At 61.5% G+C, this 23,455-nt stretch carries 22 protein-coding genes; 6 read left to right on the forward strand and 16 right to left on the reverse strand.

The genetic code is table 11. The annotated features are described in order from the left end of the window. Nucleotides 1-162: 162 nt before the first annotated feature. Nucleotides 163-1,995, forward strand: a complete 1,833-nt coding sequence (locus tag QDT69_RS25965; RefSeq protein ID WP_279709328.1) for an ATP-binding protein — start codon at nt 163-165, stop codon at nt 1,993-1,995. Nucleotides 1,996-2,040: 45 nt separating this feature from the next. On the opposite strand, the gene QDT69_RS25970 is transcribed toward QDT69_RS25965, so the two are convergent. The 7 genes from QDT69_RS25970 to QDT69_RS26000 all read right to left on the reverse strand — a co-directional run bounded on the left by QDT69_RS25970 (nt 2,041) and on the right by QDT69_RS26000 (nt 8,669). Next, nucleotides 2,041-2,472, reverse strand: a complete 432-nt coding sequence (locus QDT69_RS25970; RefSeq protein WP_279709329.1) for a hypothetical protein — start codon at nt 2,470-2,472, stop codon at nt 2,041-2,043. A gap of 18 nt (nt 2,473-2,490) precedes the next feature. Continuing rightward, nucleotides 2,491-3,411: a DUF2950 domain-containing protein gene (locus QDT69_RS25975; RefSeq protein WP_279709331.1), complete on the reverse strand. Its 921-nt coding sequence runs from the start codon at nt 3,409-3,411 to the stop codon at nt 2,491-2,493. 11 nt (nt 3,412-3,422) lie between these two features. Further along, nucleotides 3,423-5,054 carry a DUF3300 domain-containing protein gene (locus QDT69_RS25980; RefSeq protein WP_279709400.1) on the reverse strand — a complete coding sequence of 544 codons (1,632 nt, stop codon included), beginning with the start codon at nt 5,052-5,054 and terminating at the stop codon, nt 3,423-3,425. Between the two features lie 86 nt (nt 5,055-5,140). Continuing rightward, on the reverse strand, nt 5,141-6,298 hold the full coding sequence (locus QDT69_RS25985; RefSeq protein ID WP_347952061.1) for a TAXI family TRAP transporter solute-binding subunit: 1,158 nt from the start codon (nt 6,296-6,298) through the stop codon (nt 5,141-5,143). A 243-nt stretch (nt 6,299-6,541) separates the two neighbouring features. Further along, nucleotides 6,542-6,949, reverse strand: a complete 408-nt coding sequence (locus QDT69_RS25990; RefSeq protein WP_279709333.1) for a hypothetical protein — start codon at nt 6,947-6,949, stop codon at nt 6,542-6,544. Between the two features lie 30 nt (nt 6,950-6,979). After that, entirely contained in the window at nt 6,980-8,212 is a 1,233-nt protein-coding gene (locus QDT69_RS25995; protein ID WP_279709334.1) for a biotin/lipoyl-binding protein, read from the reverse strand. After that, on the reverse strand, nt 8,205-8,669 hold the full coding sequence (locus QDT69_RS26000; RefSeq protein WP_279709335.1) for a hypothetical protein: 465 nt from the start codon (nt 8,667-8,669) through the stop codon (nt 8,205-8,207). Before QDT69_RS26000 ends, QDT69_RS25995 begins: the two co-directional genes overlap by 8 nt. 146 nt (nt 8,670-8,815) lie before the next feature. Here QDT69_RS26000 and QDT69_RS26005 point away from each other — a divergent pair, with 146 nt between their 5' ends. Both QDT69_RS26005 and ppk2 read left to right on the forward strand, forming a co-directional pair. Then, on the forward strand, nt 8,816-9,271 hold the full coding sequence (locus tag QDT69_RS26005) for a hypothetical protein (protein ID WP_279709401.1): 456 nt from the start codon (nt 8,816-8,818) through the stop codon (nt 9,269-9,271). A gap of 40 nt (nt 9,272-9,311) precedes the next feature. Beyond that, complete coding sequence (gene ppk2 / locus QDT69_RS26010; RefSeq protein WP_279709336.1) at nt 9,312-10,112, forward strand: polyphosphate kinase 2; 801 nt, start codon at nt 9,312-9,314, stop codon at nt 10,110-10,112. A gap of 41 nt (nt 10,113-10,153) precedes the next feature. Here the strand turns inward: ppk2 and QDT69_RS26015 are convergent, their stop codons facing one another. From QDT69_RS26015 to QDT69_RS26035, 5 genes are all read right to left on the reverse strand, one after another. After that, nucleotides 10,154-10,588 (reverse strand): hypothetical protein, encoded by a 435-nt coding sequence (locus QDT69_RS26015; protein ID WP_279709337.1) that lies wholly within the window; start codon nt 10,586-10,588, stop codon nt 10,154-10,156. Nucleotides 10,589-10,619: 31 nt separating this feature from the next. Then, nucleotides 10,620-12,320, reverse strand: a complete 1,701-nt coding sequence (locus QDT69_RS26020; RefSeq protein WP_279709338.1) for a transporter — start codon at nt 12,318-12,320, stop codon at nt 10,620-10,622. 19 nt (nt 12,321-12,339) lie between these two features. Next, nucleotides 12,340-15,090: a decarboxylase gene (locus tag QDT69_RS26025; protein ID WP_279709339.1), complete on the reverse strand. Its 2,751-nt coding sequence runs from the start codon at nt 15,088-15,090 to the stop codon at nt 12,340-12,342. A gap of 108 nt (nt 15,091-15,198) precedes the next feature. Continuing rightward, complete coding sequence (locus tag QDT69_RS26030) at nt 15,199-16,896, reverse strand: SulP family inorganic anion transporter (RefSeq protein ID WP_279709340.1); 1,698 nt, start codon at nt 16,894-16,896, stop codon at nt 15,199-15,201. A gap of 67 nt (nt 16,897-16,963) precedes the next feature. Then, the gene (locus tag QDT69_RS26035; RefSeq protein WP_279709341.1) at nt 16,964-17,638 is read right to left on the reverse strand and encodes a YoaK family protein; all 675 of its coding nucleotides are present in this window, start codon (nt 17,636-17,638) and stop codon (nt 16,964-16,966) included. Between the two features lie 140 nt (nt 17,639-17,778). On the opposite strand from QDT69_RS26035, the gene QDT69_RS26040 reads away from it, so the two are divergent. Both QDT69_RS26040 and QDT69_RS26045 read left to right on the forward strand, forming a co-directional pair. Then, the gene (locus QDT69_RS26040; RefSeq protein ID WP_279709343.1) at nt 17,779-18,762 is read left to right on the forward strand and encodes a dienelactone hydrolase family protein; all 984 of its coding nucleotides are present in this window, start codon (nt 17,779-17,781) and stop codon (nt 18,760-18,762) included. Between the two features lie 29 nt (nt 18,763-18,791). Then, nucleotides 18,792-19,412: an invasion associated locus B family protein gene (locus QDT69_RS26045; RefSeq protein ID WP_279709344.1), complete on the forward strand. Its 621-nt coding sequence runs from the start codon at nt 18,792-18,794 to the stop codon at nt 19,410-19,412. Nucleotides 19,413-19,428: 16 nt separating this feature from the next. Here QDT69_RS26045 and QDT69_RS26050 read toward each other — a convergent pair whose 3' ends face one another. The 3 genes from QDT69_RS26050 to QDT69_RS26060 form a co-directional block, all read right to left on the reverse strand. Further along, on the reverse strand, nt 19,429-19,803 hold the full coding sequence (locus QDT69_RS26050; protein ID WP_279709345.1) for a response regulator: 375 nt from the start codon (nt 19,801-19,803) through the stop codon (nt 19,429-19,431). 204 nt (nt 19,804-20,007) lie between these two features. After that, nucleotides 20,008-20,637 carry a response regulator gene (locus QDT69_RS26055; protein WP_279709346.1) on the reverse strand — a complete coding sequence of 210 codons (630 nt, stop codon included), beginning with the start codon at nt 20,635-20,637 and terminating at the stop codon, nt 20,008-20,010. Nucleotides 20,638-20,830: 193 nt separating this feature from the next. Further along, entirely contained in the window at nt 20,831-21,976 is a 1,146-nt protein-coding gene (locus QDT69_RS26060; RefSeq protein ID WP_279709347.1) for a HAMP domain-containing sensor histidine kinase, read from the reverse strand. Between the two features lie 340 nt (nt 21,977-22,316). Here QDT69_RS26060 and QDT69_RS26065 point away from each other — a divergent pair, with 340 nt between their 5' ends. Beyond that, nucleotides 22,317-23,000: a helix-turn-helix domain-containing protein gene (locus QDT69_RS26065; protein ID WP_279709348.1), complete on the forward strand. Its 684-nt coding sequence runs from the start codon at nt 22,317-22,319 to the stop codon at nt 22,998-23,000. A 15-nt stretch (nt 23,001-23,015) separates the two neighbouring features. Here QDT69_RS26065 and QDT69_RS26070 read toward each other — a convergent pair whose 3' ends face one another. Continuing rightward, entirely contained in the window at nt 23,016-23,453 is a 438-nt protein-coding gene (locus QDT69_RS26070) for a potassium channel family protein (RefSeq protein ID WP_279709349.1), read from the reverse strand. Nucleotides 23,454-23,455 lie beyond the last annotated feature (2 nt).

The following is a 23,455-nucleotide window of genomic DNA, read 5'->3' on the forward strand; positions in this document are numbered from 1 at the left end:
CGCGCGCCAAAGGATCCCCGCAAAACTACGGTGCAGAAAATCGATGGCTTCTACGCAAAATCGCAGAGGCCGCTACATCGATCTGGAGCAGTATGATCTGACACCTAATCAGAAGGTGTCGCCGCGCTGCCATAAGCTGCTTCAGAGACGGAATTCAGGAAATTGCACTCGGCGTTAAAGGTCCTGATTGTTTTCGCCGTGATCCTCACAGGATCGCTCGCCACCGCGGCGGATAAGCCGAAGCACATCATCGTGCTCCAATCGAATGGGCAGAATTTCAAGCCTTGGAGCGAATATCTAAAGGCGTTCCGCCAGGAGCTGGAACGGCAGTCGCCTCTACCGACCGTCGTGCAAACCTTTCCCGTAGCAATCGCGCCGGATAGTGAGAGCGCCGAGAGGCAACTTGCTGAGTATCTCAACGCGCTCTACTTAAATAACCCTCCTGACTTGATCGTGGCGTTTGGAGCACCGGCCGCTGGCTTTGCACAGCGGCATCGAGCCGGGCTATTTCCCGCTACGCCGATGCTGCTCGCCGCCATCGACGCGCGGCGTATCCAAGAAACGCGACTTGGCGCCAATGATGCCGTGGTGCCCGTTTGGATCGATATCTCGGCCCTGTTTGGAAATATCCTTCAGGTGCTGCCAAAGACACAAACCATAGCTGTCGTCATCGGGAACTCGCCGAACGAGCAATTTTGGGTCCAAGAGATCCAGAGCCGGCTCGGGCCGCTGAAGGATCGGGTCAATCTCCTGTTCTGGAACGACCTCTCGTTCGAGGAAATTCTAAGGCGCGCGGCAACGCTTCCCAGGGATAGCGCGATCTTTTGGATCCAGCCTCAGATTGACGTAACCGGCGCAGTTCACGAAGGCGAGCGAGCTCTAAAGCGCCTTCATGCCGTGGCCAATGCGCCAATTTTCTCCCACGACGACGCATTCTTCGCGGGTGAAATTGTGGGCGGACCGATGACGTCGGTCGAACAGGGTTCGACAGCAGCCGCCGACGTGGCGGCCCGGATACTTGGGGGTACCAAGGCCGGAGAGATCAGAACGCCGGTTCTGCAATATGGCCCGGCAAAGTATGATTGGCGCGAGCTGAAGCGCTGGGGCATTCCTGAAAGCCGGCTGCCTCCGGGCAGCGAAATACTCTTTCGTCCGCCAAGCACTTGGGATTTGTATCGGTGGCAGGTTCTCGCGCTATTCTTGGCGATCTTCCTGCAGGCGGTCCTGATTACCGTTCTGCTTTACGAGAGACGAGGACGTCTCTCCGCAGAGATTCAGCTACGACAGCGCATGAGTGAGCTTGCACATGTAAACCGCTACTCGACGGCCGGCGAATTGACGGCCTCTATCGCTCACGAGCTCAACCAGCCCCTTGGCGCTATCCTGGTCAATGCCGAGTCGATGGAGAAAATGCTTGCATCACCTTCGCCAGATATCGGCGAGCTACTCCAGATCGCTTCCGATATCCGCCGGGACGACGAACGAGCGGGAAAAGTCATCCAGCACGTGCGGAGCTTGATGAAGAAGACTCCGATCGACATCAAGCCGCTTGATCTCAATGACGTGGTTTCCGAAACGTTGGACTTTGTTTCCAGCCTAGCGATCGCCCGGGACGTCCAACTGCGTGGATCGACGGCTCAGGTGCCCCTTCCGGTGAATGGCGATCGTACGCAGCTCCAGCAGGTCCTTTTAAATCTCATCGTCAACGCGCTCGACGCCACCGCAGACAAGCCCATTCGGGAGCGGATCATCACCATCCGAACCTGGCGCTCCGATCATCGCGCGGCATTCTCGACATCGGATACGGGTCCGGGGATCGCCGCTGAACACTTGCAACAAATATTCGAGCCGTTCTTTTCGATGAAGCCCGCCGGAATGGGCATGGGCTTGTCTATCGCGCGAACCATTGTGGAGGCGCATGGCGGGACCATAACAGCGCACAACCAATCCCACGGAGGCGCCATCTTCTCTGTGACGCTGCCTCTGATCGGGTAATCTCGAAGCGAGCCCACCGGCCTGATCGGCGTTGTCGCAACGGAGTCACTTGAGCGAGATCGAGAGGCCACTAACGTTAGCGGCAAACTCCAGTCCCGCTTTTGGTCCCTTCAGATTGAGCACCACCCCGTGTTCATTCCGCAAACTGATGCCGCCTGCTCCGCCGACCCAGGCTCCGCCGCCACCGACAGCGGTATAGCTGCCGACGAAATCGTTCACATCCTTTATGCCTGATGCGGTGCCTTCCAGCCAGGTCGCTGAGGCGCCGGCTGATACGCCAAGGCTGAAGCCGGACACGACAAAGGGATAGTGCCGTCCTCGAAAGATCAGGACGCCACTTCCCCCGCCCCCGCCGATCAATAGGGCCGCCTTCACAAACTTGACTTGAACGTGCCCCATCGCTTGCGCAAACGAAGGAGGCGAATACGCCAACGCGAACAACGAGAGCAGCGCGATACGGAGCATGAACTTCAACATGGCTGTCGTTCCGTTCTCTCAAGGAGCGGTCACGTCGACCTTCTTCCAGGTCTGGTCCGGGTCGAACACGATGATGCGATTTGCGAGGAACTCGGTGCGCGGGCCGAGATCCTTCTGGTAGACGGTGCCGGCGTGATTGACCAAGAAGGTCATGACGCCTGAGTTGCCGTACTCCGCCGGATAGGCGATCAGCGCAAAGCCGCCGATCATCTTGCCCTTTACGACATAGTTCAAGGCGCCGCCGGGTGCGTCCGACCCCTGCGCTCGCAGGATCCGGTAGTAGTAGCCGTGATACGGCGCGGCTTCCGCTCCGACCTTGTAGCCTTCGCCGGCCGCCTGCGCCGCAAATTCGCCGAGCGGGCTCGGGTCCTGATCATCGCGCCAGAATAGACCGTCCTTCTTGCCGGGGCTGCTGACGATGCGCTGCGCATAGACGCCAGGTCCCTCGCCGGTACGGTCCTTGTCCGCATATTCATTCTGGGCATCGACATAGGCCAGGCAGCTCTGGATGGTGTCGAGCTCGTTGCGGCCGATGCGGCGATAGAGGATCTCGCGGCGACCCGCGGCCGCATCGAATTCCCAGCCGTTCCTGCTGTTCACCAAAGGGATCGGAAACGGGAAGTCCTCCTCACCGAGGATGAGCGTGGCCTTCTTGTTGCCTTCCGCCTTGATCGAGTGCTTGGTATCGTAGGTGGACAGGAAGGCCTCGCGGGTCCTGGCATCGTCGACTTCATCACCTGATGCGATGATGTCTTCGGCATCGCGGCCCAGCACCTTCAGGATCGCGCGCTTCTCGCCGGTCTTGACCGCAGCGGCCAGCGCTGTGGCGGCGTCTTCGGGACTTTGATAGGCCTGTTGCGCCTGAGCTGAGGAGATCAGCACCGCCAGGCTCGCCGCCGTCGCGACGCTGACGAACGCAATATGGTTCAATCGAGACATCGGAAAGCTCCTCATCGCGACACCTCCGATCCGGCCGGGATTTGCGCACCGGCGGCGAGCCACTCGCGATAGGTGCTGAACTTGAGGCCGAGCCTGTCGTAATAGACCCTGAGATAGCCGTCGCTGCCGCGCGTGACGGCTTGCGGCATCACTTGCGCGACCTGCTGCGCAATCACGCCGACATAGGCCTTGCTGCTGCCGAGATAGCTGAAGCGGTAATAGCCGAGGCCGTTGGCGAGATGGCCGAGCAGGACGATGTCGTGCTTTAGCGCGATGTCCGAGCGCCTGCCGCCGCCACCGCCGCGGAAGCCTCCGCCTCCTCCACCACGGAAGCCACCACCATGGAATCCCCCGCCACCGCGGCCGGCGAATCCACCGCCGCCGGCGAACCCGCCACCGCCCCGTCCGCCCATGCTCATCTGCCCGCGGGCGGATGCGAGGTTGGCCGCCCGGCCGGCCGACACGTTCCTGAATGCATTGTCGCGACCGCCGCCACCGCCCGCCGCGTTACGGCTGCGGTCAGCGGTCTTGGCGCGATTGCCAGCATCGCCAGCTTTGGCGCGGTCCGCGGTGCTTGGACGATTGGTGCGGTCACCACCGGGCCGATCACGCGAGGCGGCTCGCTCGCCGCCACGGTCACCCGTGCCGACACGATCGCCGCCACCCGGCCGTTCCTGCCCGGGACGCAGCACCTGCTGGCCGTCGCGGCCGCGGAAATCCATCCGATTTCCCGCACCGGCTTTCAGATTGTTGTTGCCGAAGCGCTGCTGGACGTTGGTGTTGTTGTAGCGGACACCTTGGCGATGCACGGAATTGTGCTGCCAGCTGTTTCCGATGTTGGTCGTTCGATTGTAGTGGTTGACGTAGAGATTGCGATTGCCCCAGTTGAAGCCACCGCCCCAGTAATTGCCCCAGCGCCCGATCGCCCAAGCGGTCCCGAAAGCAACGCCCGCCGCGATCACGCCGGCGCCGATATAGGACGGGTAGCCGAAATAGTAGGGTGGATATTCCGCGTAAGGCCACGCGCCGTAGACCGTCGCCGGATCGTAATAGGGCACGTACATCGTGTCCGGGTCGGTCTGCTCGATGACGATCACTTGCTTGTTCTCCTGGGTCTGGACGCTGACCTTCTGTTGCTTGGTCGTCACCAGCTTGTTGTTGGCCTGCGCCTTGGCGCGCAACCGCTGGATCGCGTCCATGACATCGGCTTGCTGTGCGAGCACGGCGTCACCAAGGTTCTTGGTCCAGTCGAGCTTGTCGCTCATCATCGAAAGCACCGCGGCGGTGCCGGCCAACGCCTTCACACTGTCGTCCCAGGACTGCTTGTCGACCTCGGCCTTGAGCGCGTCGCCCTTGAGGTTCTTGCGCGCGCTGAGCCAGCGGTCGGCCTGGACGACCTCGAGCGGATAGCTCGAAGCCGCCAGCACGTTCGCCAACAACGCGTCGGGATAGAGCGCAATCGGCGCCACCAGCGCCTCAAGCTGCTCGGGCTTCAGCAGTTGGTCAGCCGGTTGCGCTTGATTGGATGGTTGCGGCGGCTGCGCGGTCTGTGCCGGAGGATTGTTGGTGGTTTGAGCGACTACGGCAGCCGACATCGCCGACAGCAACACAAGCGCGAGCCGGATCTTGCCCGAACGAAACATCGCGACCTCCATCGACATCAACGGGCGCCAGCATCGATTGCGGCCATCGCTCCCCATTGATCGAGATCAAGGAAAGTTGCGCTGTCTCAGCTGCCGAAAGTGCTGACTTGCTGCGCCGCAAGATGGACACGGCGGTCATGGATCAGGTTCTCCAGACGATGGGCGGCAATGTTCACCGCCGTAACGGTGCGGTCGCCCGCGATCGCACGGCTTCGCTGGGTTCGAAGCAGCCGATCGATTTCGCACTCGATCTCGTCCAGATCCGACGCGTGCCTGGTTACCCTGATACGAGGCCCAAGCGCGTAGAGCGCATCGAGCGCCTCCTCCCTGGTCTGCGGCTTCACGGGACGAATGTACTTCCACGCCGCCGCCAGCACCGAAGCCAGCCCGCCGGCGATCATCGGCGCGAGAAAGATCGCGTTGCCCCACTTGTCGAGAAAGCTTTCCCGCGTGCCGTCGTAGAACCCGGCCGCTCCCGGATGCACCGGCACGAAAGCGTCAGCGGCGGTGTCAGGCGCCGCGATCTGCGCCAGCATGGGTAACTCCGCGAGCAAATCCCTGCGCGCATTCATCACGGACTGCGCCAGGTCACCCATCAGATCGGCGCCGAGCTTCTCCTGGGCCACCAGATAGAATGACGTCCTGAGCGTGGTCAGATCCTCAGCAGGAGTCGCTGGCGAGCCGCGCAGAGTTCCTTTCGGCACGTTGAAGCTTTCATATGCGCGCTCTTTTTCCGCGATCGCCCCCGCAGACTCCACGGCGATCAGCGCCGGGCCGGTTCGCGCGTTGTGCGGGAACAGATCGCGCAACAGCGAGAGATACTTTTCCGTCAGCGGTGTCACCAACAGGATCGCGCGCACGTCCTTTGCGTCGAGAGCTCGCCTCGCATCGGCCGGAGCGAGAGCCTTGAACGTTACGCCCGCCCGCGTCAGGTCGTATTCGTCGGTCAGGACCTTGATAAGCTTCCTGTTGGCGTCACCGCCGATCACGCCGATCGTGGAGCGCTTCAATTCCGTCACATCCGATATTGCAGTCCTAGGCGGGGCTACCAATAATACGACTGCATGCGCCAGCACCGCGACGGCGCGCGCTTGCGAAAGATCGCCGACGTCGCCGCGCACGACCGCAAGGTCGACCTTGCCGGACGCAAACAGGTCGGCCGACTCAAGTGCGCCCGGGGTCTGAACCAGCTTGAGACGGACCGGCGCCCCCGATTCGGCGAGCCTCCCGGCAATCGCGGACACCAGCTTGGTTGCCTCGCCGTCGAGCGATCCCGCGGCAACCGTCAGCGTCGTCGGACGGCCATACCACCGATATCCAAGAATGCCGGCGCCACCGAGCAGGAGCACCAGCCCGGCAACCAGGGTGATCCGCAGCGGTAGCGGCCATCGGACCGGATCCATGGCGTCTCACCCGAACGGTTTGACTTCGACCGGTGCGCGCACGGGGATTAGCAAACTAGGCCCCAATGGAGACCGCGTCCGTCTCTAGATCTTGCAGCGGTGATACGTAACCTCCATCCCCTCAATGCCCGGGAATTGCCGGGTGATGGTGTCGTCGTCGACGGTCTTGAGGAAGAACTGAACATTGGACAACATGATGCCTGAAGCGCAACCGACGACGATATTGATGGTCTGGCCGTCGTCCTTCCGCGACTTTATCACGCAATTCTCGAACTTGCCGCGAAGACGGTTGGGCTCCGCGATGAAGCCGCCACCATAGACGCCAGAGAAGTTCGTGAACGCAACCTGGTTCGCCCTGCCCTTGCGTGCGAACACCTTGCCGCACTGTTCCGCGCTGGTAGCCCAGGCACCGGTAAGATCGAATGCATGCGCGCTCTCGGGTAGTGCCAGGATCAAGGCGACAAATGCACAAATCCCGGCATACACTTTCATCCGAAGCTCCATATGGCATTTTGCGTTCGGTCAATGGCCGCTCAAGACCAGGGTTTTGATCGGCAGTAGCAGCGCCTGGATCCGAAGCAGCAGAGCATGCACCAGCCCGACGGCATCGATCGCGTGCAACACAAACGCCTGCCCGGTGCCGGTGTCTTTGGCTGAGATGATTTCGTGGTTGCTCGTGTAAGCATTGACGATGCAGGAGCTGCCCGCCGTCACCCCGTCCAGGCCCCCCTTGTACAGCGGCTCGAGAAACACCAGGATTGTGCCCGGCCGCGCGATGTTCTGGGCTTCAATCAACTGCTCTCCGCCGCGGAACTGACCGGCGGCGATGTAGTCCTGAACCGAGGTGATGACCATCGGGATGATCACCCATGGCTTTGAGATGCAGGCCGCCTCGGCAACCATCCCCGCCTTCAGGACTTGAGCCTCGATCTGGCCGAAGCCCGCCTGGAGCGCCTGCTGCCCTGCGCCCTCCGGAATCAGGACTCCCGCCGGACGCATCAGTGGATTGACGACATCACCGACCCGCAGAAAGAACTGCTCGACGCGCCCGTTGACGCCGGCCCGGATCACGGTCTTATCGAGATCGACCTGTGCCTGCGCAAGCGCCGCCTCGGCGCTGGCTTTCTCTGCCGGCAACAGCGTCGAAACACGCAGCGTTGCCGATTGCTTGACGGCGGTCGCGGCATCGATGCCGGCCTGCCGTTGATCGACCAGGACCTGCAGCTTCTCGATGTCACGCTGCGGCACAATACCGGGATTCCGGCGTTGCAGATCCCTCTTCACGTCAAGTTCGTCTTTGGCCTGCTGGTATGCGCTCTTGGCCTCCTGGATTTGCGCCTCCGACTTCACGACGTCGGCCTCGGCCGCCACCAATTGGGCGTCCACTTCGGCAATCTTGCGCTTGGCGGTCTCCAGGGCGGCTGTCTGCTTTGAACTGTCCAGCCGGAAGATCACCTCACCCTTGGTTACCGGCGCGCTATATCCAATGTTGACCTCAGCGACCCGGCCCGACCCTTCGGGAAGGATCGGGATGGTACGGTAAAACAGTGCGGCGCTGGTCGTCGAAGGATGGAAATAGAAGATCGTCGTAATCAGCGCGACCGTGAGCATCAGGCAGCCGGTGATACCCCACCGCAGCTCGTACCAGACCGAGTAGAACGTGATCTCCTTGCCGAAGCGCTTGCCTTGGACATAGCGGCGAAAGAGATAGTCAGGGAGGATCGTAAGCAGCGAACAGAGGATCAGCTCAAACATGGCCGTGCGCCTCGCGCTTGGGTATGTCAGTCTCCTTCACGCCCGGTTCTTTGGCGATCGGCGGTTCTGCCTTGTCACTCGTCGTCTCATCTGTCGTCGCATTGGCCTCAGAGGCATCGGCGATTTTCTCCACGGACCCTGCAATGCTGCGCAAGGGCGTCCCGAAATCCGGAATATCGATCAGGGCAAGTAGCAATCCCGCCACCCAGAACGCATGGATATGCGTAAACAACGAGATCAGACCGAGAATGGCGACGATCTCGAATTGCAGCTTCTCCGACTTGTGCGCCATCCGCTCGGGCAGGCTGTGAAGACGCCAATAGAGATTTCCGACGTAAAGGACGGTGACGACCAGGAAAATGCCCATCGCCACCATTAAGACGTCCGTCTCGCTCGCCGGCGGCGCAAGATAAAACGGCAGATGATGCGGCGCCAGCGGATGAAGCTGCTCGCTCAAGCTTTCTCTCCCCGTCGATCTCGAGCCCACGTGCGGCTCGACGGTACAGTGCGAGCCGCCGATCGGAGGAGATTTGATCTGGATCAAGGATGCGTAGTGATCCGATCCTAGCCTCGGCGAAAAATCGGTCCCAGGAGGCCCATGCTATGCCAGACAAGATCGATGATCTGATCCCAAATGCGCGCGAGATCCAGAAAGAGGTTGCGCTCAAGGAAGCAGAGAAGGCCGAGGAATACGCCCGCCGCGCGGCGGCGGCAGAAGTCGAGAAACAAGCCTTGATCGAACGGCTGAGCAAGCCGTCGGGACTCACCGAGCCAGAAAAGATCAAGCTCGCGTCGACCGTGATCCAGCGTGCGGTGCGCAATGGACTGACCGAGGTTCAAGTCTACCGCTTCCCGAACACGCTCTGCACCGACAAGGGACGCGCCATCAATCATATGGAGCCGGGTTGGCAGACAACCCTGACCGGGATTCCGAAGGAGATCTACCAGCTCTGGACGGATTACCTGCAGCCGCGCGGCTATCGCATCCGCTACCAGATCATCGATTTTCCCGGCGGTGTACCCGGCGATATCGCCGTCATCTTCGCCTGGGGCGATTAGTCCAGTTTGTTAGTCCAGTTTGAATGTGGGCAAGGCGAACATGGCCAAAGACGCATCGACGGAGAAGATGAAGCGCAAGGTATACGAGAAGGAACTGCAAAAGCTGCAGGTCCAGCTCTGCCATCTCCAGGAGTGGGTGAAGGCGCACAAGCTGCGCGTGATCATCCTGTTTGAGGGCCGCGACGCCGCAGGCAAGGGGGGCACAATCAAGGCGCTCTCCGAGAAGGTCAGTCCGCGCGTATTCCGCGTGGTTGCCCTTCCCGCGCCTTCCGATCGCGAGAAGTCGCAGCTCTTCATCCAGCGCTACATGCAACAATTCCCGGCAGCCGGCGAAATCGTCATTTTCGATCGCAGCTGGTATAACCGTGCCGGGGTCGAATATGTGATGGGATTCTGCACGTCGGCGGAGCACAAGCGGTTCCTCTCGCTTTGTCCACAGATGGAGCAATACATCATCGAGGGCGGCATCATCCTGATCAAGCTCTGGCTCGAGGTCGGGATGGAGGAGCAGGAGCGCCGTTTCAACGCGCGGATCGATGACCCGTTGCGACAATGGAAGCTCAGTCCGATGGACACGGAATCCTACCGGCGCTGGTACGACTACTCCCGGGCCCGCGACCTGATGTTCAAGACAACCAACTCAAAGCATGCACCCTGGTACATCATCCGCTCCGACGACAAGCGGCGGGCGCGCCTCAACTGTATTTCACATATCCTGAGCACCATTCCGTACGGACGCGTGAAGCGCGACAAGATCAGGCTCCCCAAGCGGTCCAGCAAGGGCCGCTATAACGATCAGACCAGCCTGCGCGGGATGAAGTCGGTTGCCGAGAGATACTGACGAGACTGACCGCGTGATGGCGCGGCCTGGTCGCCATCTCACTACTGCTTCAACCGTATCGTGACCCCGCCCACAGCGGCCGACAGTTCGGCGCCGACCTTGGGGCCACTGAGCTGCAGGATCACGCCGTTGGCGTTCACCAACTGCACGCCTCCCGCACCGGCTGCGATCGCACCACCGGCACCGGCGACGGTGTAGGAGCCTTCAATCGACGCTGGTCCCCTCAGATTGTAGGCGTGTCCAACGAGCTTGGTGGTCGAGGCGCCGATCGTGAATCCGACGCTCATACCCGACACCGTGAAAGGGTAGTGCCTGCCGCGGAGAGTCAGCACACCTTCGCCGCCCCCGACGCCGATCACGAAGCCACCCTTGGTGAAGATCACGCCGACCGATCCGACTTCGGCCTGCGACCTCGCGCCAAATCCAGCCACTCCCAGCACCGACGCAACCAGTGCAACAAGTAGACGACCCTTCATGATGTTTTCTCCGCGGACCAGGGTGCAGCGCCTATTGCGCGAGCAACATCGCGAAATAGCCGAAGATGGTGAGCAAGATTCCTGACACGGCGTAGCCGACCGGGAATCCGATCCAGGGCACGGAACTCTGGATCTCGACCGCGGCCTCGCGGCATGGGCCGGAATGCGACCGCGCGCCGGCGACGCCACCCATCAGCACCGCAGGGTTGATCTTGAAGATATGGAAGCCTATCGCCCAGACGATGAAGGGAGGGATCGTGCAGGCAATGAAGCCGGCGATGAAGATCTTCAGCGCAATCGCACCGGTCAACTGCGACAGCAGTCCCGCACCAGCATTGACGCCGACAATGGCCACAAAGACGACGAGGCCGAGATCCTCCAGCACGTTGCGCGCAGCGTTCGGCGTATTGCCGAAGAAGCGCAGGCGCGAAACGACCGAGGAGACGATCACACCCGACAGCAGCAGGCCACCGGCATTGCCAAGCCCGACCTTGGCGCCGAACGCCGGGAATTCGATCAGGCCGATCAGGAAGCCGAGAATCATTCCCGCGGCGAGCGTGAGCAGGTCCGTCGAGGTGTTGGTCCGCGCGATGCGTCCCCACATCTCCCCGAGCTCGCTGACGGCGGACTTCAGGCCAACTACCGAGACGATGTCCATCCGCTGCAACTCGGTCTTGAGACCGGCCGGGATCGTCACGCCACCACGTTCGACCTTGGTGACCTGAAGTTGACCCGCGACCGCCTCCCCGCGGAACGACTCGAAGGTCCGCCCAACGACCTCCTTGTTGGTGACAAGAATCTCGGCCTGATCGAGTGGAATGTTAAGCGCCTTCGCATCGGCAACCTCGGGGCCGATGAGGCCCATTTTCTCGGTCAGGTGCTCGATCGCGCCGCCGAGCGCAATAATGTCGCCCTTCTGCAGCACCAAGTCCGTATCCGCACCCATCTGCTGCCCGCCACGCAGCACATTGACGATCCGGTATTCGGGATCCGTCTTGCGGAAGTCGGCAATGCTCTTCCCGATTGTCCCGGGGCTTTCGAGCCGGTAAGCACGCAATCCGAATTGGCGATAGCCTGTTAGCCCGCCGCCTTCGAGATCCTTGACGCCGAACTCTTCCTCGTACTTTTTCGCCGCCGCCCTGGCGTCGACCCCCCACCACCGCGGCAGATATTTGCAGATCAGGATGATGCCGACGGTGCCCCAGATGTAGGTGATGCCGTAGGACAACGCGATCATGCCGGATGCCTCCTCGGGCTTCATGCCTTCGGGCAACTTCACGACGCCTGATGTGACCGCCTGCTCCGCCGACCCGATCGCAGCCGACATGGTCTGCGAACCCGCCAGCATGCCGCCGGCCGCGCCGACCGGCAACTGGAACAACTTCGCACCGATCACGACGAGCGTGAGTCCGAGCACACTCGACACCAGCGCGAGGACAAAGAATTTCAGACCGTCGCCCTTCAAACTGTTGATGAAGGACGGTCCGACCCGGAGGCCGACGCCATACATGAACAGATAGTAGAACAGGCTCTTGGCGAAATTGTTCAACTCGAGCTTCACGCCATAGGTCGACGCCAGAACCGAAACACCGGCACCCACCACGATGGCGCCTGCCACCATGCCGAGCCCGTAGCCCTTGACGCTGGCTCGGCCGATCCAAACGGCGAGGCCAACGACGAAGAACAGCAGCAGATACGGATTCTGCTGCAGGAACGTGAAGAAGCTTTTCATGACTGTCCCCTCCCGCGGCTCACGACGCCGCCTTGAACTCTGGCGCGGCGGCGGCTTTGGGCTTGCCCATTCTCGCCAATGCCTCGGTCCTGACGAGCTTCAGGCCTTCGGTTGCGTCGTAACCGTGGATCTCCTTCACATCGAGCTTGCGCATGAAGTCGATGGTCTCCTGGGTGACGACCTGTCCCGGCACCATGATCGGGAAGCCAGGCGGATACGGGATCACGAAGTTCGCGGAGACGAGGTCCGGACCGTTCTTCAGGCGACGGTCGATCTCCGGGTCGTTGAGCCGGATGTATTCGCATCCGGCTGCGTCATAGGCCGAATAGAAGCCGCCGCGAATGTCACCTTCATTGGTCCTGGAGCCGGCGTCACCGCGATAGCTCGGATGGAAATGCGAGAAATTCGGCAGGTCGGGCACATTCTTCATCAGGCTGCCGACGCGTGCCTCGAAGCCGACCCTGGCATTGGCGCCGCCCTGGGCCAGGCTACGATCGACCTCACCGGCGATCTCCGCCAGCACTCGCACGAGATGGGCGACGTCGCTGCGCGTGTTGTTGATATTCGACTGGATCAGGACCGAGTTGCGCGAGGTCTTGTTGACCTGAATGTTGTAGCGGCTGGCCAACAGCCCCTTGAACTGCGTGCCGTCGAAGCCGGCGGTGCCGCAAACCAGCGTCATGCGCGTCGGATCGAGGCAGAATTCGTCCTCGTCCAGGCTCTTCAATGCGGCCGCCCAATTCATGCCGGGCGTCAGGTAGTCGACGAAGCCGCTCTGGCGATATTGCGCGGGCACCATGGCATCGGCACCGAGCACCCGGAAATACCTGGAAATCAGCGGATTGTTGTTGACGGCCTGCCGGATGGCGAATGCGATCTCCATGGCGTTGGCCACGAGACCGTAACCCTCCAGCTCCATCTGTCGTCGCGACACGTCGAGGCTGGCGATGAGCTGCTGGTTCGGACTGGTTGAGGCGTGGGTGAAGACGGCCTCCTTGAACTGCGCCTCCACCGTATGGAATTCGACGTCCTTGACCGACAGCATGGAGCCCTGGCGGATCGCCGACATCGACTTGTGCGTGGAGTTGGTCTGATAGACGCGCAGCCGGATCTTGCGCGGATCGGGGATCAGCCTGGTCTTGAGCAGCACCTCGTCGGAAGGGTTCTTGCCGAGTTCGGCCTGCTGCTTCTCGTACGCCGCGACCGATTTCGGATCGCGCATCCACGCTTCGATCTCGTTGGCAGCCCCCATCGCGGTGCGTCGTCGCAGGAACGGCGAAAATCGTGCAAAGCCGAACCAGGCCTCGTCCCAGAGGAAGATCAGGTCCGGCTTGATCGCAAGGCATTCCTCCATCACCCGTCGCGTGTTGTAGATGTGACCGTCGAAGGTGCAGTTGGTCAGATCGATCATCTTGACCCGGTCGAGCCGGCCATCCGCCTTCGCACTCAGGAGTGCCTGCTTGATCGTCTTCAGCGGCACTGCGCCGTACATCGAATACTCGGTCATCGGGAACGCTTCGACGTAAAGCGGCTGCGCGCCGGCCAGCACCATCCCGTAGTGATGCGACTTGTGGCAGTTGCGATCGACGATCGCGATGTCGCCGGGCGCCAGGAGGGCCTGCACGGCCATCTTGTTCGAGGTCGAGGTGCCATTGGTGACGAAGAAGACGCGATCGGCGCCGAGCGCCCTCGCCGCCTTCTCCTGCGCTTTCTTGATGGTGCCGGTCGGCTCCAGCAGACTGTCGAGACCGCCCGTGGTTGCGCTGCTCTCGGCCAGGAACAGATTCAGGCCGTAGAATTCGCCCATGTCGCGGATCCAGTCCGACTTGAAGACGGATTTGCCGCGCGCGATCGGCAGCGCGTGGAAGGTGCCGATCGGCCGTTGTGCGTATTTCTTCAGATTGTCGAAGAACGGCGTGTCGAATCGGTCCTGCACGCCTTCCAGGATCGAGAGGTGCAACTCCAGGATATCCTCGACTGAGTAGAACACACGTCGCACCACGTCAGCCTCGGGATCACCGGCCATGCTTTCGACGTCGCGATTGGACATCAGGTACAGATCAAGCTCCGGGCGGACCCGCTTCAGGATGTGAGCCAGACGCAGCGCTGAGGCGTCGGATTCTTCGTTGAGCCCCATGGCGGCCGTCATGGCACGAAGCACGGGCGCATCTTGTCGCGAGCGCCAGCCGAAGCCCTCATTGATCACCACCGCCGCGATATTGGGGTTGAGCATGGCCGCGCAGAAGGCGTCCTCAAGGCTGCCGACGATGACCGGCTCATAGATGAATGCATCGACCGGGCGCCGTAGCCTGCGCCACTCCGCCGCGAGCGCCGGCCAATTCTTGGCCGGCACGCCTGTCACGATCAGTGTCTCGAAGTACGGACGGCGTGCCGCGGGCTGGCCAAAAGTCGGCGGAAGCAGATCGGGGACGTCACCATCACCCTCGTCCTCGGCATTCCAGTCGCCCGCATGCTGCCGAAACGACTTCGTCTGCAGCGCCTGCACGATCCGCGTCGCGAGCGCCAGCGACTTGGCAGCGTCGCCGACCGCGGCGGCTTCCTTCAGGGCAGCCATAAGATGAGCGCCAGGATAGCCGTGATACTCTTCCGTGATTGCGAGCCCCGACAACGCCGCGTCATACTTGGCGCGATCCCCTCCCTTGCTCCAGGCCTTGGCAGCATCAAGCAGATCCCGCCAGTCGTCGGCTCGTCCGCCCGGTCCGGAGAAGAACTGATCGATGCGCTGCTGTGTCGGTTCGGTGATGGGCATGGTCGGTCTCCCGCTCCTTTTGATTGCGCCGATGGTGCGGCCGCCTCACGCGGTCTCCTTGATCCAAGTCAAGCCGCGGCAAGCTCGAAGCGGCGGAATGAACCGCAATCAACCCTCAGCCGGCGGCTTTCTGTCGCTCAGCACGCTATCGAGCGTCCGCATCCACTCGTTGCTGTCGGTCTTGTCCGCGAGGCCGTCGGCCTTCAAGACCTCGCGCAGCTGTGCATGGGCGCCAACGATGCAGAATGTGACGCAGCGGGACGCCAGTTCGGCATGAAGGTCGCGCAGCATCTGAGAGCCCGCCAGGTCGATGAAAGGCGACGCCGAGAGATCGCAGACGACCAGCCGAACGTCAGGCGATGACCTCAATGCCGCGAGGACGCTATCCAGAATGGTTTCCGCGTTGACATAGAGGAGCGAAGTCTCGGGACGGAAGGCGATGATGCCGACCAGGGGCTCGACACCCTCGTGCCGGGCCCGGTCCGAATAGCGCCCACTGCCCGGAAGGCGGCCGAGGAAAGCAACGTTGGGCTGGGAAGCACGGAGCAAGAGCAGGAAGATGGAGGCAAGCGCGGCCAGCAGGACGCCCTCGAGAATGCCGAGGAACAACACCGAAACCAGGGCGATACTTGCCGCATAGAAGTCGATCCGGCTGATCCGCCACATCCGCATCAAGGCGCCGATATCGACCAACCTGTACACCGCGGCGAACACAACGGCTGACAGAACAGCCTTCGGCAGGTTGGTGAGAAGGCCGGTGAAAAACAGGAGGCACAACGAAAGGGTGACGGAGCAGAAGACCAGCGACAGCGGCGTGCGCGCCGCAGCCGAGTCGTTCACCGCGGATTGCGACAGGCCGCCCGCGACTGGATAGCCGTGACCGAACGCAACGGCCAGATTTGCGGCGCCCAGTCCGAGGAATTCCTGCCTGACGTCGAGCGCGTAACCGTGTTTGGTCGCAAAGCTCCGGGCGGCCGAGACCCCTTCGACATAGGCCAGCACCAGACACCCGGCGGCAACCGGAAACAGCTCGTCGAACTCGAGCAAACCAAAGCGCGGCGGCGCGAGGGCCGGCAACCCCTTCGGGATCTCACCGGTCACGGGCACGCCGAGCGCCGTCAGGCCAGCAATTGATGCGACCAGGATCGACAGGGCCACCACAACAAGGCCGACGGGCTTTCCCGGCAGCCGCCGTTCGCCGACGAGCAGCAGCAGGATTGCGACAAGACCGATGACCAACACGAGCGGCTTGGTATCGCCAAGCTGCCCGGCGAGCCGGATCGCCCGATCAAAGAATTGATGTCCTCCGCCCGCAACACCGAACAAGCCCGGCAACTGGCTCATGATAATCGTGAGCCCTGCCCCCGCCTTGAAGCCGACGAGAATGCTGTCGCTGATCAACCGCACCAGCAGGCTCAACCTGAACAGCCAGGCGAGCAGGCAAAGCACCGCAACGGAGAAAGCAACAAGGCTCGCGATCTGCCCGTAGCGCACCGGATCGCCGCCGCCCAAGGCTCCGACTGCTCCAGCGATCATCAGCGAGATCGCCGATGTCGGCCCAACCGCGAGCTGGCGGGACGAGCCAAGCAAGGCATAGCCAGCGCCGCCGAGCAGGTACCCGTAGATGCCAACCTGCGGCGGCAGGCCTGCAAGACCGGCATAGGCCAGCGACACCGGGATCGCGTACGCGGCAAGCGTGACGCCCGCGATCGCGTCTGAGCTGAGACACGACGCTTGATATTCGGCAAGCCAGGTCGCCGGAGGAAACAACCGAAGCCAGCTTCCGTGCTGCAGGGATAGGCTCATGTCCGCCGTCTGTGCGTTGGCCGAACGCTCCCTTGGCGCCAGTCGCACCAATGCGGCTTGATTTAGGTCAAGCTTCGCCCCTGGCCTCGCAGCGCAACAGCACGACCAACAGCGCGACCACGGGAAGGCCGAGTGCCACGTTGGGCATCCCCTTCGTCGCAAAGGCACCGATGGCCGCTCCCACCCCGAACGCAACGCACACGCTGGCAAAGATACCCGAGCGACGGAGCATCCGCGGCTGACCGCCTCCGGCGGCCGCGGCGAAGAGGCCTTCGATCGCCTGGCGCAAGTTTCCGGTGATCATCACCGAACTGTAGACGGCGCCCTCGACCTTGGTGAAGATCGCAGCCTGTATGGCGGCAACGAATGAGATGCCAAGCGTCCCTGCCAGGTCGGGCAGCCGATTGTGCAGGACACTGACTGTCACCAGCAGCGCGATCTCGACCAGTATGCTGATCATGCTCGCCCGATCCCCAGCGGCATGACGCAGCCACGACGCGACCACGACGCCGATCGTGAACGCGACGATCGGTGGCACGAAGTGGAGCGCCTCCTGCCAACGGCCCGCTGTGCTGTGTACCCACAGCAGGACGAGGTTGGCCGTCTGCGCGTTCGCCATCACGCCGTGAATCATCCAAGTGTAGGCGTCGAGATAGCCGCCGGCAAATGCCAGCAGGAGCGCGACCTGCACCGCCTCGTCGCGGCGGACCGGCTGGTGGCCGGCGATATCCAGAGAGCTCATGTGAGCGATGTCGGGTGGTGCAGGTCCTGCATCCGGTCATAAGCCGCCCCTCGAAGTCCGTTGGGCTTGATCTGGATCAAGCCGCCGCACGGTTTCTCGGGACTCCGTCGCTACGCAATCGTGTTGCGGGGAACGTGACCATGGGCATCGTCAGGCGAACCATTTCCACCGCTCTGGACACCGGCCTCTACGTTACTCGGCTGGTTGAGGGCAAAGATCGGCGGTGCCGCGATGTGCGCAAGCAAAGCTTCCAAATTCTCGCAGTCACCTTACTGGCGCTTCTGTTGAACTCGATTGGACCGTCACGCGCGGATGATCGGGGGAACGCTCCGCTTATCCAGGAGGAAATCTGGGCGCTGCCCTTGCCGCTTCCGATGTTCGCCTATCTGGTTCGGCCAGTTGGCAAGGGCCCCTTCCCGCTGGCGATCATGAACCACGGCGTCTCGCTCAATCCGAAGGAGCGGAGTTTCTTTCCGCTGGTCGAATTTCGCGATGCAGCGATGTGGTTTGCGCGGCGCGGATATCTCGTGGTGGCGCCGGTCGGCACGGGATATGGCGCCGCGGCAATCGACATCGCCGAGCGCGGGCTCTACGGCCCGTTCTTCTCCAAGGTCGGCAAGTGCACGAACCCCAACTTTCTCGATCCGGGGCTCGCCGTAGCGCAGGTCGATCTGTGGATCATCGACTATATGGCAGCTGAAAAGCAGATCGTGCCGAGGGACGTCATCGTGGTCGGACAATCCGCCGGTGGCTGGGCCTCGATCGCGCTGTCCAGCCTCAACCCCGCGCAGGTCAAGGCCATCATCACCTTCGCGGCGGGCCGCGGCGGCCGCGTCGATGGCAAGCCCAACAACAATTGCGCGCCGGACAAGCTGGTCGCAGCCACCGCTGAGTTCGGCCGCACGTCGCGCATTCCCATGCTGTGGATCTATATCGAAAACGACACGTTCTTCGGCCCGGCATTGTCCAAACGCATGCATGAGGCTTTCACTGCCGCCGGAGGCCGCGCTGAATATCATCTTCTGCCACCGTTCGGCAACGAAGGGCACTTCCTGATTGGCTCTGCTGATGCCATCCCAATCTGGTCGCCGCTGGTCGAACGGTTTCTGGACGGACCTCGGTAGAGAGTCCAGCCATGCCAGGAGGAGCAACCATGAGCATCCCGTACCGCTCCCGACGTCCGCAGTACCTGCCCGCTGTCGGATCGACCTTCGCTGTACTCCTGCTGCTGACCGCCAATTGCAGCCTTGCTCAAGGTCAGCAGGCTCCCTCACCGGGCAATGCCGCCAAGACGGACCCAGCTGAAGTCCCCACGCGCGGCGAACGTACGCCTCGCGAAATCAAATACGGTGACTGGCGCAAGGTCTGCGTTAAGGCAGCCGGAGCAAAAATGCTTTGCAGGACCAGCATAACCGGCACGTTCGACACCGGTCAAACGGCGGTCCGCGTCGACCTCATTGAACGCGTGGACGGCGGCGCGCGGCTACAGCTCTTCGTACCTGTCGGGATGTATCTGCAGGCAGGTGTGACGCTTTCGGTCGACCAAAAGGAGTCCTACCGTATCCCCTACACCTGGTGCCTCACCAATGCGTGCATCGCGGCCCTCCCCGCCGATCCCAAGCTGGTCACGGAAATGGAGTCTGGACGAGCGCTGGCGCTGGAGGTTGTCGACTCCAATATCCTGTCGGTGACGACGTCGATACCGCTCGAGCGGTTCGGAGCAGTGCGGCACGGCACCCCGACGCAAACGCTCGATCAGGCCGTCGACGAATGACCGCGCAGTGTGCAGACTACGACGATGACGCCAGGACCCGCTCAATCGGCTCGATGAGCGCCTGCGCCGGGAACGGCTTGGTCAGATAAGCAATGCATCCCGACTCCAGCGCCGCCATGCGGGTTGCATGATTGTCGTTCCCGGTAATGTAAATAACAGGCAGGTTGACCCCGCGATCCGCGAGGCAATGTCGCAGCTCGATGCCAGAGCCATCGCTGAGGTTTATATCGAGGATAAGACAGACCGCGCTGCGGAAATCATCATGTCTCAGCAAAGCCGAGCCGGTCTCGAACAGCTCAGACGCAAAGCCGTGCTCTCTCAGCAGTCGCTTGATGCCTCTGAGCATCGAAGGATTGTCGTCTACGACGAAAACGAGACGCGGCGGCGGCAAGGTGGTCAGCCTCGGCTACTTTCCAGCTTCTATGCTGATCCGACACCGCAAGGCTGGACCTGCGGATCAATCACTTCGGGCGAATTCCATCGACCAGTCGCCCCTCCCCGTGGTCCACGGCTGCTTTTGACGTACGCCCTGTCAAAACGCTTGCATATTGTCCCTTTGGACAGGAAACGAGACTTTAAGCAACGACGACCGGTATCAACGGCGTGGCGCCGCTGGATCGAGCACGCCAAGTCGCTCCGCGATCGAGACCAGTTCTGCCAGGGACTGCACCTGCATCTTTTCCATTACCTGATGGCGATGCGCCTTCACAGTACGTTCGGTCGTTCCAAGCTCGTAAGCGATCTGCTTGTTAATCTTGCCACGCACAATGAGCTCGAACACCTGATGCTCCCGCGGAGTCAACGTCGAAACAAGGGCGTGCAGCGTGTCGAGCTTGCGACGTTGACTAAGTGCGACCGTCTGACGGGCCATGGCACGCTCGATCGCATCGATCAGCAGCTCCGATGCGACCGGCTTGGTCAAAAAATCCTCGGCGCCCGCCTTGATCGCTTTCACGGTAGTCGCGGTATCGGCGTGCCCGGTCAGAAACACGATCGGAAGCGTCGAACCCAGCTCAATCAAGCGGCTTTGAAGCTCCGGTCCGCTCAGGCCGGGGATGCGAACGTCAAGCAGAATACATCCCGACAGGTGATTGTTCGGTAGCCGATCCAGCAAATCCTGGGCCGATGCATAGGTCACGACATCATAGCCGGCGAGCTTGAGCCGTCGCTCGATCGCCGTTCGAAACGAAGTATCGTCGTCAACCACATGGACGTAGCCGGGCAACTGTCTCTCCTGCTCGGCTGGCAGCAAAAAGGAGGGCGGCCGATCCGACGTTGAAGGATGACCGCAGAACACTGACTAAAAAAACTGCGTTCGTCCAAGATCAAGCATTGTTCGGCTCAAGGTCAACACCCGCGTTTCTTCAGGCGATACATTCCCCGAAGAAGTTGCGCCCACACTCAATGAAAATTCCCTCCTAGACCACGAGTGGCAGGGAAAGATGGAATACGGCTCCCCCGCCCGACTGATTCTCTGCCCAGATCTGTCCGTTATGAGCCAGCACAATTGTCCGAGCGATGGACAATCCGATTCCCATGCCCTGCTCCTTCGTAGTGTAGAACGGATCGAAAATTTCATTCAACTTGTCCTGCGGAATCCCGGGCCCCGAATCCGAAATCGACATTACGGCCGACGTGCCCCCATTGACTTCGGTGCGACCGATAATCGTGCGTCCGTAGGGCATCTTCGCCATCGCATCCATACTGTTTACAACAAGGTTGAGGATAACCTGCTGTAACTGCACCGGGTCGCCCTTGACCTGGAGTGGAGCCGGGAAGGTTTGCACATAGAACGCGACGTTACGAGCAGAGGCCTGAAGCGACACGAATTCGAATGCCTCGCGCATGGTCTGGTTGAGATCGACCTCCTTTGTTTCAAAAGGAGTGCGTTTCAAGAGGCTCCGCATCCGCCGGATCACTTCACTTGCGCGTAGATCATCGCGCTTGATGTCGTAAATGATCTCCTTCACCTCCTCCAGGTCAGGCGTTGCCGAGCGCAGAATCAACTCTGCCGACTCGGCGTTGGTCAGGATCGAACCAAGCGGTTGATTGAGCTCATGTGCAATCGACGAGGAAAGCTCCCCCGCCGTTGCCTGTCGATTGACAAGGGCAAGTTCGGACATACGCCTTCGCGACTCCACCTCCGCCCTGTGCCGCATCTGCCGCTCGTGGAGCATAAACGCGATCAGCACGGCCTGGATCAGCAGCGCGGCGGCAAGCGCGATTGCCTTCCACCGATACTCTTCGAATAACGACGGTTCGCCAGGGCGGATCTCTCTATCAGCAGGCGGGCCGGATTCCGCGACGTTCCAACCCTGCATTCGTGACCCGTTGAAGATCGGCTTCACGAGGTCGACGATCGATGACGGAACGCCTTCTGGCCGTTCATCAGGAGGGGCTCCAAATGGCCGCTTTGCCGCTTCCGAACCGATTAAGGTCGGGACAAGAACGACGACGCCGATTCCACCGGGCTCTAGATCTGAGGTCACCACCTCGACCCGCAATCCCGACGACAGCCGATGGTAAACCGAACCGCGCCGCTCGGACTGGTCCGACACCGACATGGAATGCAGACATGCCAGCTGGGCTCGGAGACTCACCGGCCAAAGCAACGCTACCGACCAGATGATCAGTCCAGGGAGCGAGATTGGCTTGTGCATAGCGTTCGGCCAGCAGACGTGGCGGCAGCAAGCTTATCATCGGACCGCCGCGACGAAAATTGAAAACAACCGCACGGCGGTATGCATCATAGGGTGCACAACTTCACCATCCATATCCTGTCCTTTGGGACAATGACCTCAAGGCCAATAGCAACGTAAGGTTGGCTTGCCGTAGATGACGGCGCGTACCCGGTATCGAGCCGCAGCGGACGCCCTCAATCTACCGCGCATAGGGAGTTGGCCCATGTTTGTTCGCGTCAACGCCAGCCCGAGCCTCCCCCCGGGCATTCTCGCCCCAGACATCCTCGGCACTCCGAACACCAGCCACGCCAGCTTTTCCACCAGCCAATTCAACTACAGGAGGGGCACAGAGATCTACGGCGAGAGGGAACCGGCGGAGTACGTCTACCAGGTCGTTTCCGGCGCCGTCCGCAGCTACAAGCTCCTGTCCGACGGGCGCCGCCAAATCGGCGCCTTCCATCTTGTCGGGGACATTTTCGGTCTGGAGAATGATGATGTTCATCGCTTTACCGCCGAGGCCGTCGTGGACACCACGGTACACCTGACGAGGCGATTGAGTCTCGAGCGCGTCGCGCATTCCGACCCCGCCTTCGCCCACAACCTCCTGATCATGACGACCAACAACCTTCAGCACGCCGAAGATCACATGCTGCTTCTGGGCCGCAAGACGGCGCTGGAGCGGGTCGCCGCTTTCCTGCTAGAAATGGACCGCCGGTTGAAGGGGGCTGACGTGGTCGCCTTGCCGATGTGTCGTCGCGACATCGCCGATTACCTCGGGTTGACGCTGGAAACCGTGTCGCGTGCCCTGTCCAAGCTGCACGCCTACGGTGCGCTCGACTTTCTCGGCTCGAACCAGCGCGAGATCATGCTGGTTGACCGCGACCAGTTGGCAAAGCTGGACACCTGAAACCAGATTCCCGATCTAGGGGGACTTCACGAGCGACGTTTGCCGTTCGATCGTCTTTTGCAGCACCTCGAACAGGACGGCGGTTGACCAGCCGAACAGCAAGATGCCGTTCATCGCCGCCATCGGTCCAATCAGGAGCCACGCCTTCACCGGCGTGACGTCGCCGTAGCCGAGCGTCGTATAGTTCACGAACGCGAAGTAGAGCAGATCGCTACCGGGAGGCGCGGCGCGAAGCACCCAGTAGGCCAGTGCCCACACTGCAATCTCCACGGTGTGGGCCAGCATCAACGCCAGGGCGGTCGCGACCATTACACCGGCGAGCTGCAGCCCTACCCGCGCCGCCGCAGTAAGAACAGAGGTCCGTAAGGCTCCGATCACGACGACGGTTATCAGCGAATGGATCGCGATGTTGATCGCACTCACCGCCCCCCCCATGAGGAGTTGAAGCACCATCG

This window comes from Bradyrhizobium sp. CER78, assembly GCF_029846235.1.
GTDB lineage: Bacteria > Pseudomonadota > Alphaproteobacteria > Rhizobiales > Xanthobacteraceae > Bradyrhizobium.

Excerpts from the sequence above, each read along its gene's own strand:
- QDT69_RS26060 (WP_279709347.1), bottom strand. The coding sequence starts at position 21,976 with ATGTCGGTGTCGGACCAGTCCGAGCGGCGCGGTTCGGTTTACCATCGG.
- QDT69_RS26005 (WP_279709401.1), top strand. The coding sequence starts at position 8,816 with ATGCCAGACAAGATCGATGATCTGATCCCAAATGCGCGCGAGATCCAG.
- QDT69_RS26020 (WP_279709338.1), bottom strand. The coding sequence starts at position 12,320 with ATGAAAAGCTTCTTCACGTTCCTGCAGCAGAATCCGTATCTGCTGCTG.
- QDT69_RS26025 (WP_279709339.1), bottom strand. The coding sequence starts at position 15,090 with ATGCCCATCACCGAACCGACACAGCAGCGCATCGATCAGTTCTTCTCC.
- QDT69_RS26030 (WP_279709340.1), bottom strand. The coding sequence starts at position 16,896 with ATGAGCCTATCCCTGCAGCACGGAAGCTGGCTTCGGTTGTTTCCTCCG.
- QDT69_RS26045 (WP_279709344.1), top strand. The coding sequence starts at position 18,792 with ATGAGCATCCCGTACCGCTCCCGACGTCCGCAGTACCTGCCCGCTGTC.
- QDT69_RS25970 (WP_279709329.1), bottom strand. The coding sequence starts at position 2,472 with ATGTTGAAGTTCATGCTCCGTATCGCGCTGCTCTCGTTGTTCGCGTTG.
- QDT69_RS25975 (WP_279709331.1), bottom strand. The coding sequence starts at position 3,411 with ATGTCTCGATTGAACCATATTGCGTTCGTCAGCGTCGCGACGGCGGCG.
- QDT69_RS25995 (WP_279709334.1), bottom strand. The coding sequence starts at position 8,212 with ATGTTTGAGCTGATCCTCTGTTCGCTGCTTACGATCCTCCCTGACTAT.
- QDT69_RS26070 (WP_279709349.1), bottom strand. The coding sequence starts at position 23,453 with ATGGTGCTTCAACTCCTCATGGGGGGGGCGGTGAGTGCGATCAACATC.
- QDT69_RS26035 (WP_279709341.1), bottom strand. The coding sequence starts at position 17,638 with ATGAGCTCTCTGGATATCGCCGGCCACCAGCCGGTCCGCCGCGACGAG.
- QDT69_RS26065 (WP_279709348.1), top strand. The coding sequence starts at position 22,317 with ATGTTTGTTCGCGTCAACGCCAGCCCGAGCCTCCCCCCGGGCATTCTC.
- QDT69_RS25980 (WP_279709400.1), bottom strand. The coding sequence starts at position 5,054 with ATGTTTCGTTCGGGCAAGATCCGGCTCGCGCTTGTGTTGCTGTCGGCG.
- QDT69_RS26015 (WP_279709337.1), bottom strand. The coding sequence starts at position 10,588 with ATGAAGGGTCGTCTACTTGTTGCACTGGTTGCGTCGGTGCTGGGAGTG.
- ppk2 (WP_279709336.1), top strand. The coding sequence starts at position 9,312 with ATGGCCAAAGACGCATCGACGGAGAAGATGAAGCGCAAGGTATACGAG.
- QDT69_RS26040 (WP_279709343.1), top strand. The coding sequence starts at position 17,779 with ATGGGCATCGTCAGGCGAACCATTTCCACCGCTCTGGACACCGGCCTC.
- QDT69_RS25990 (WP_279709333.1), bottom strand. The coding sequence starts at position 6,949 with ATGAAAGTGTATGCCGGGATTTGTGCATTTGTCGCCTTGATCCTGGCA.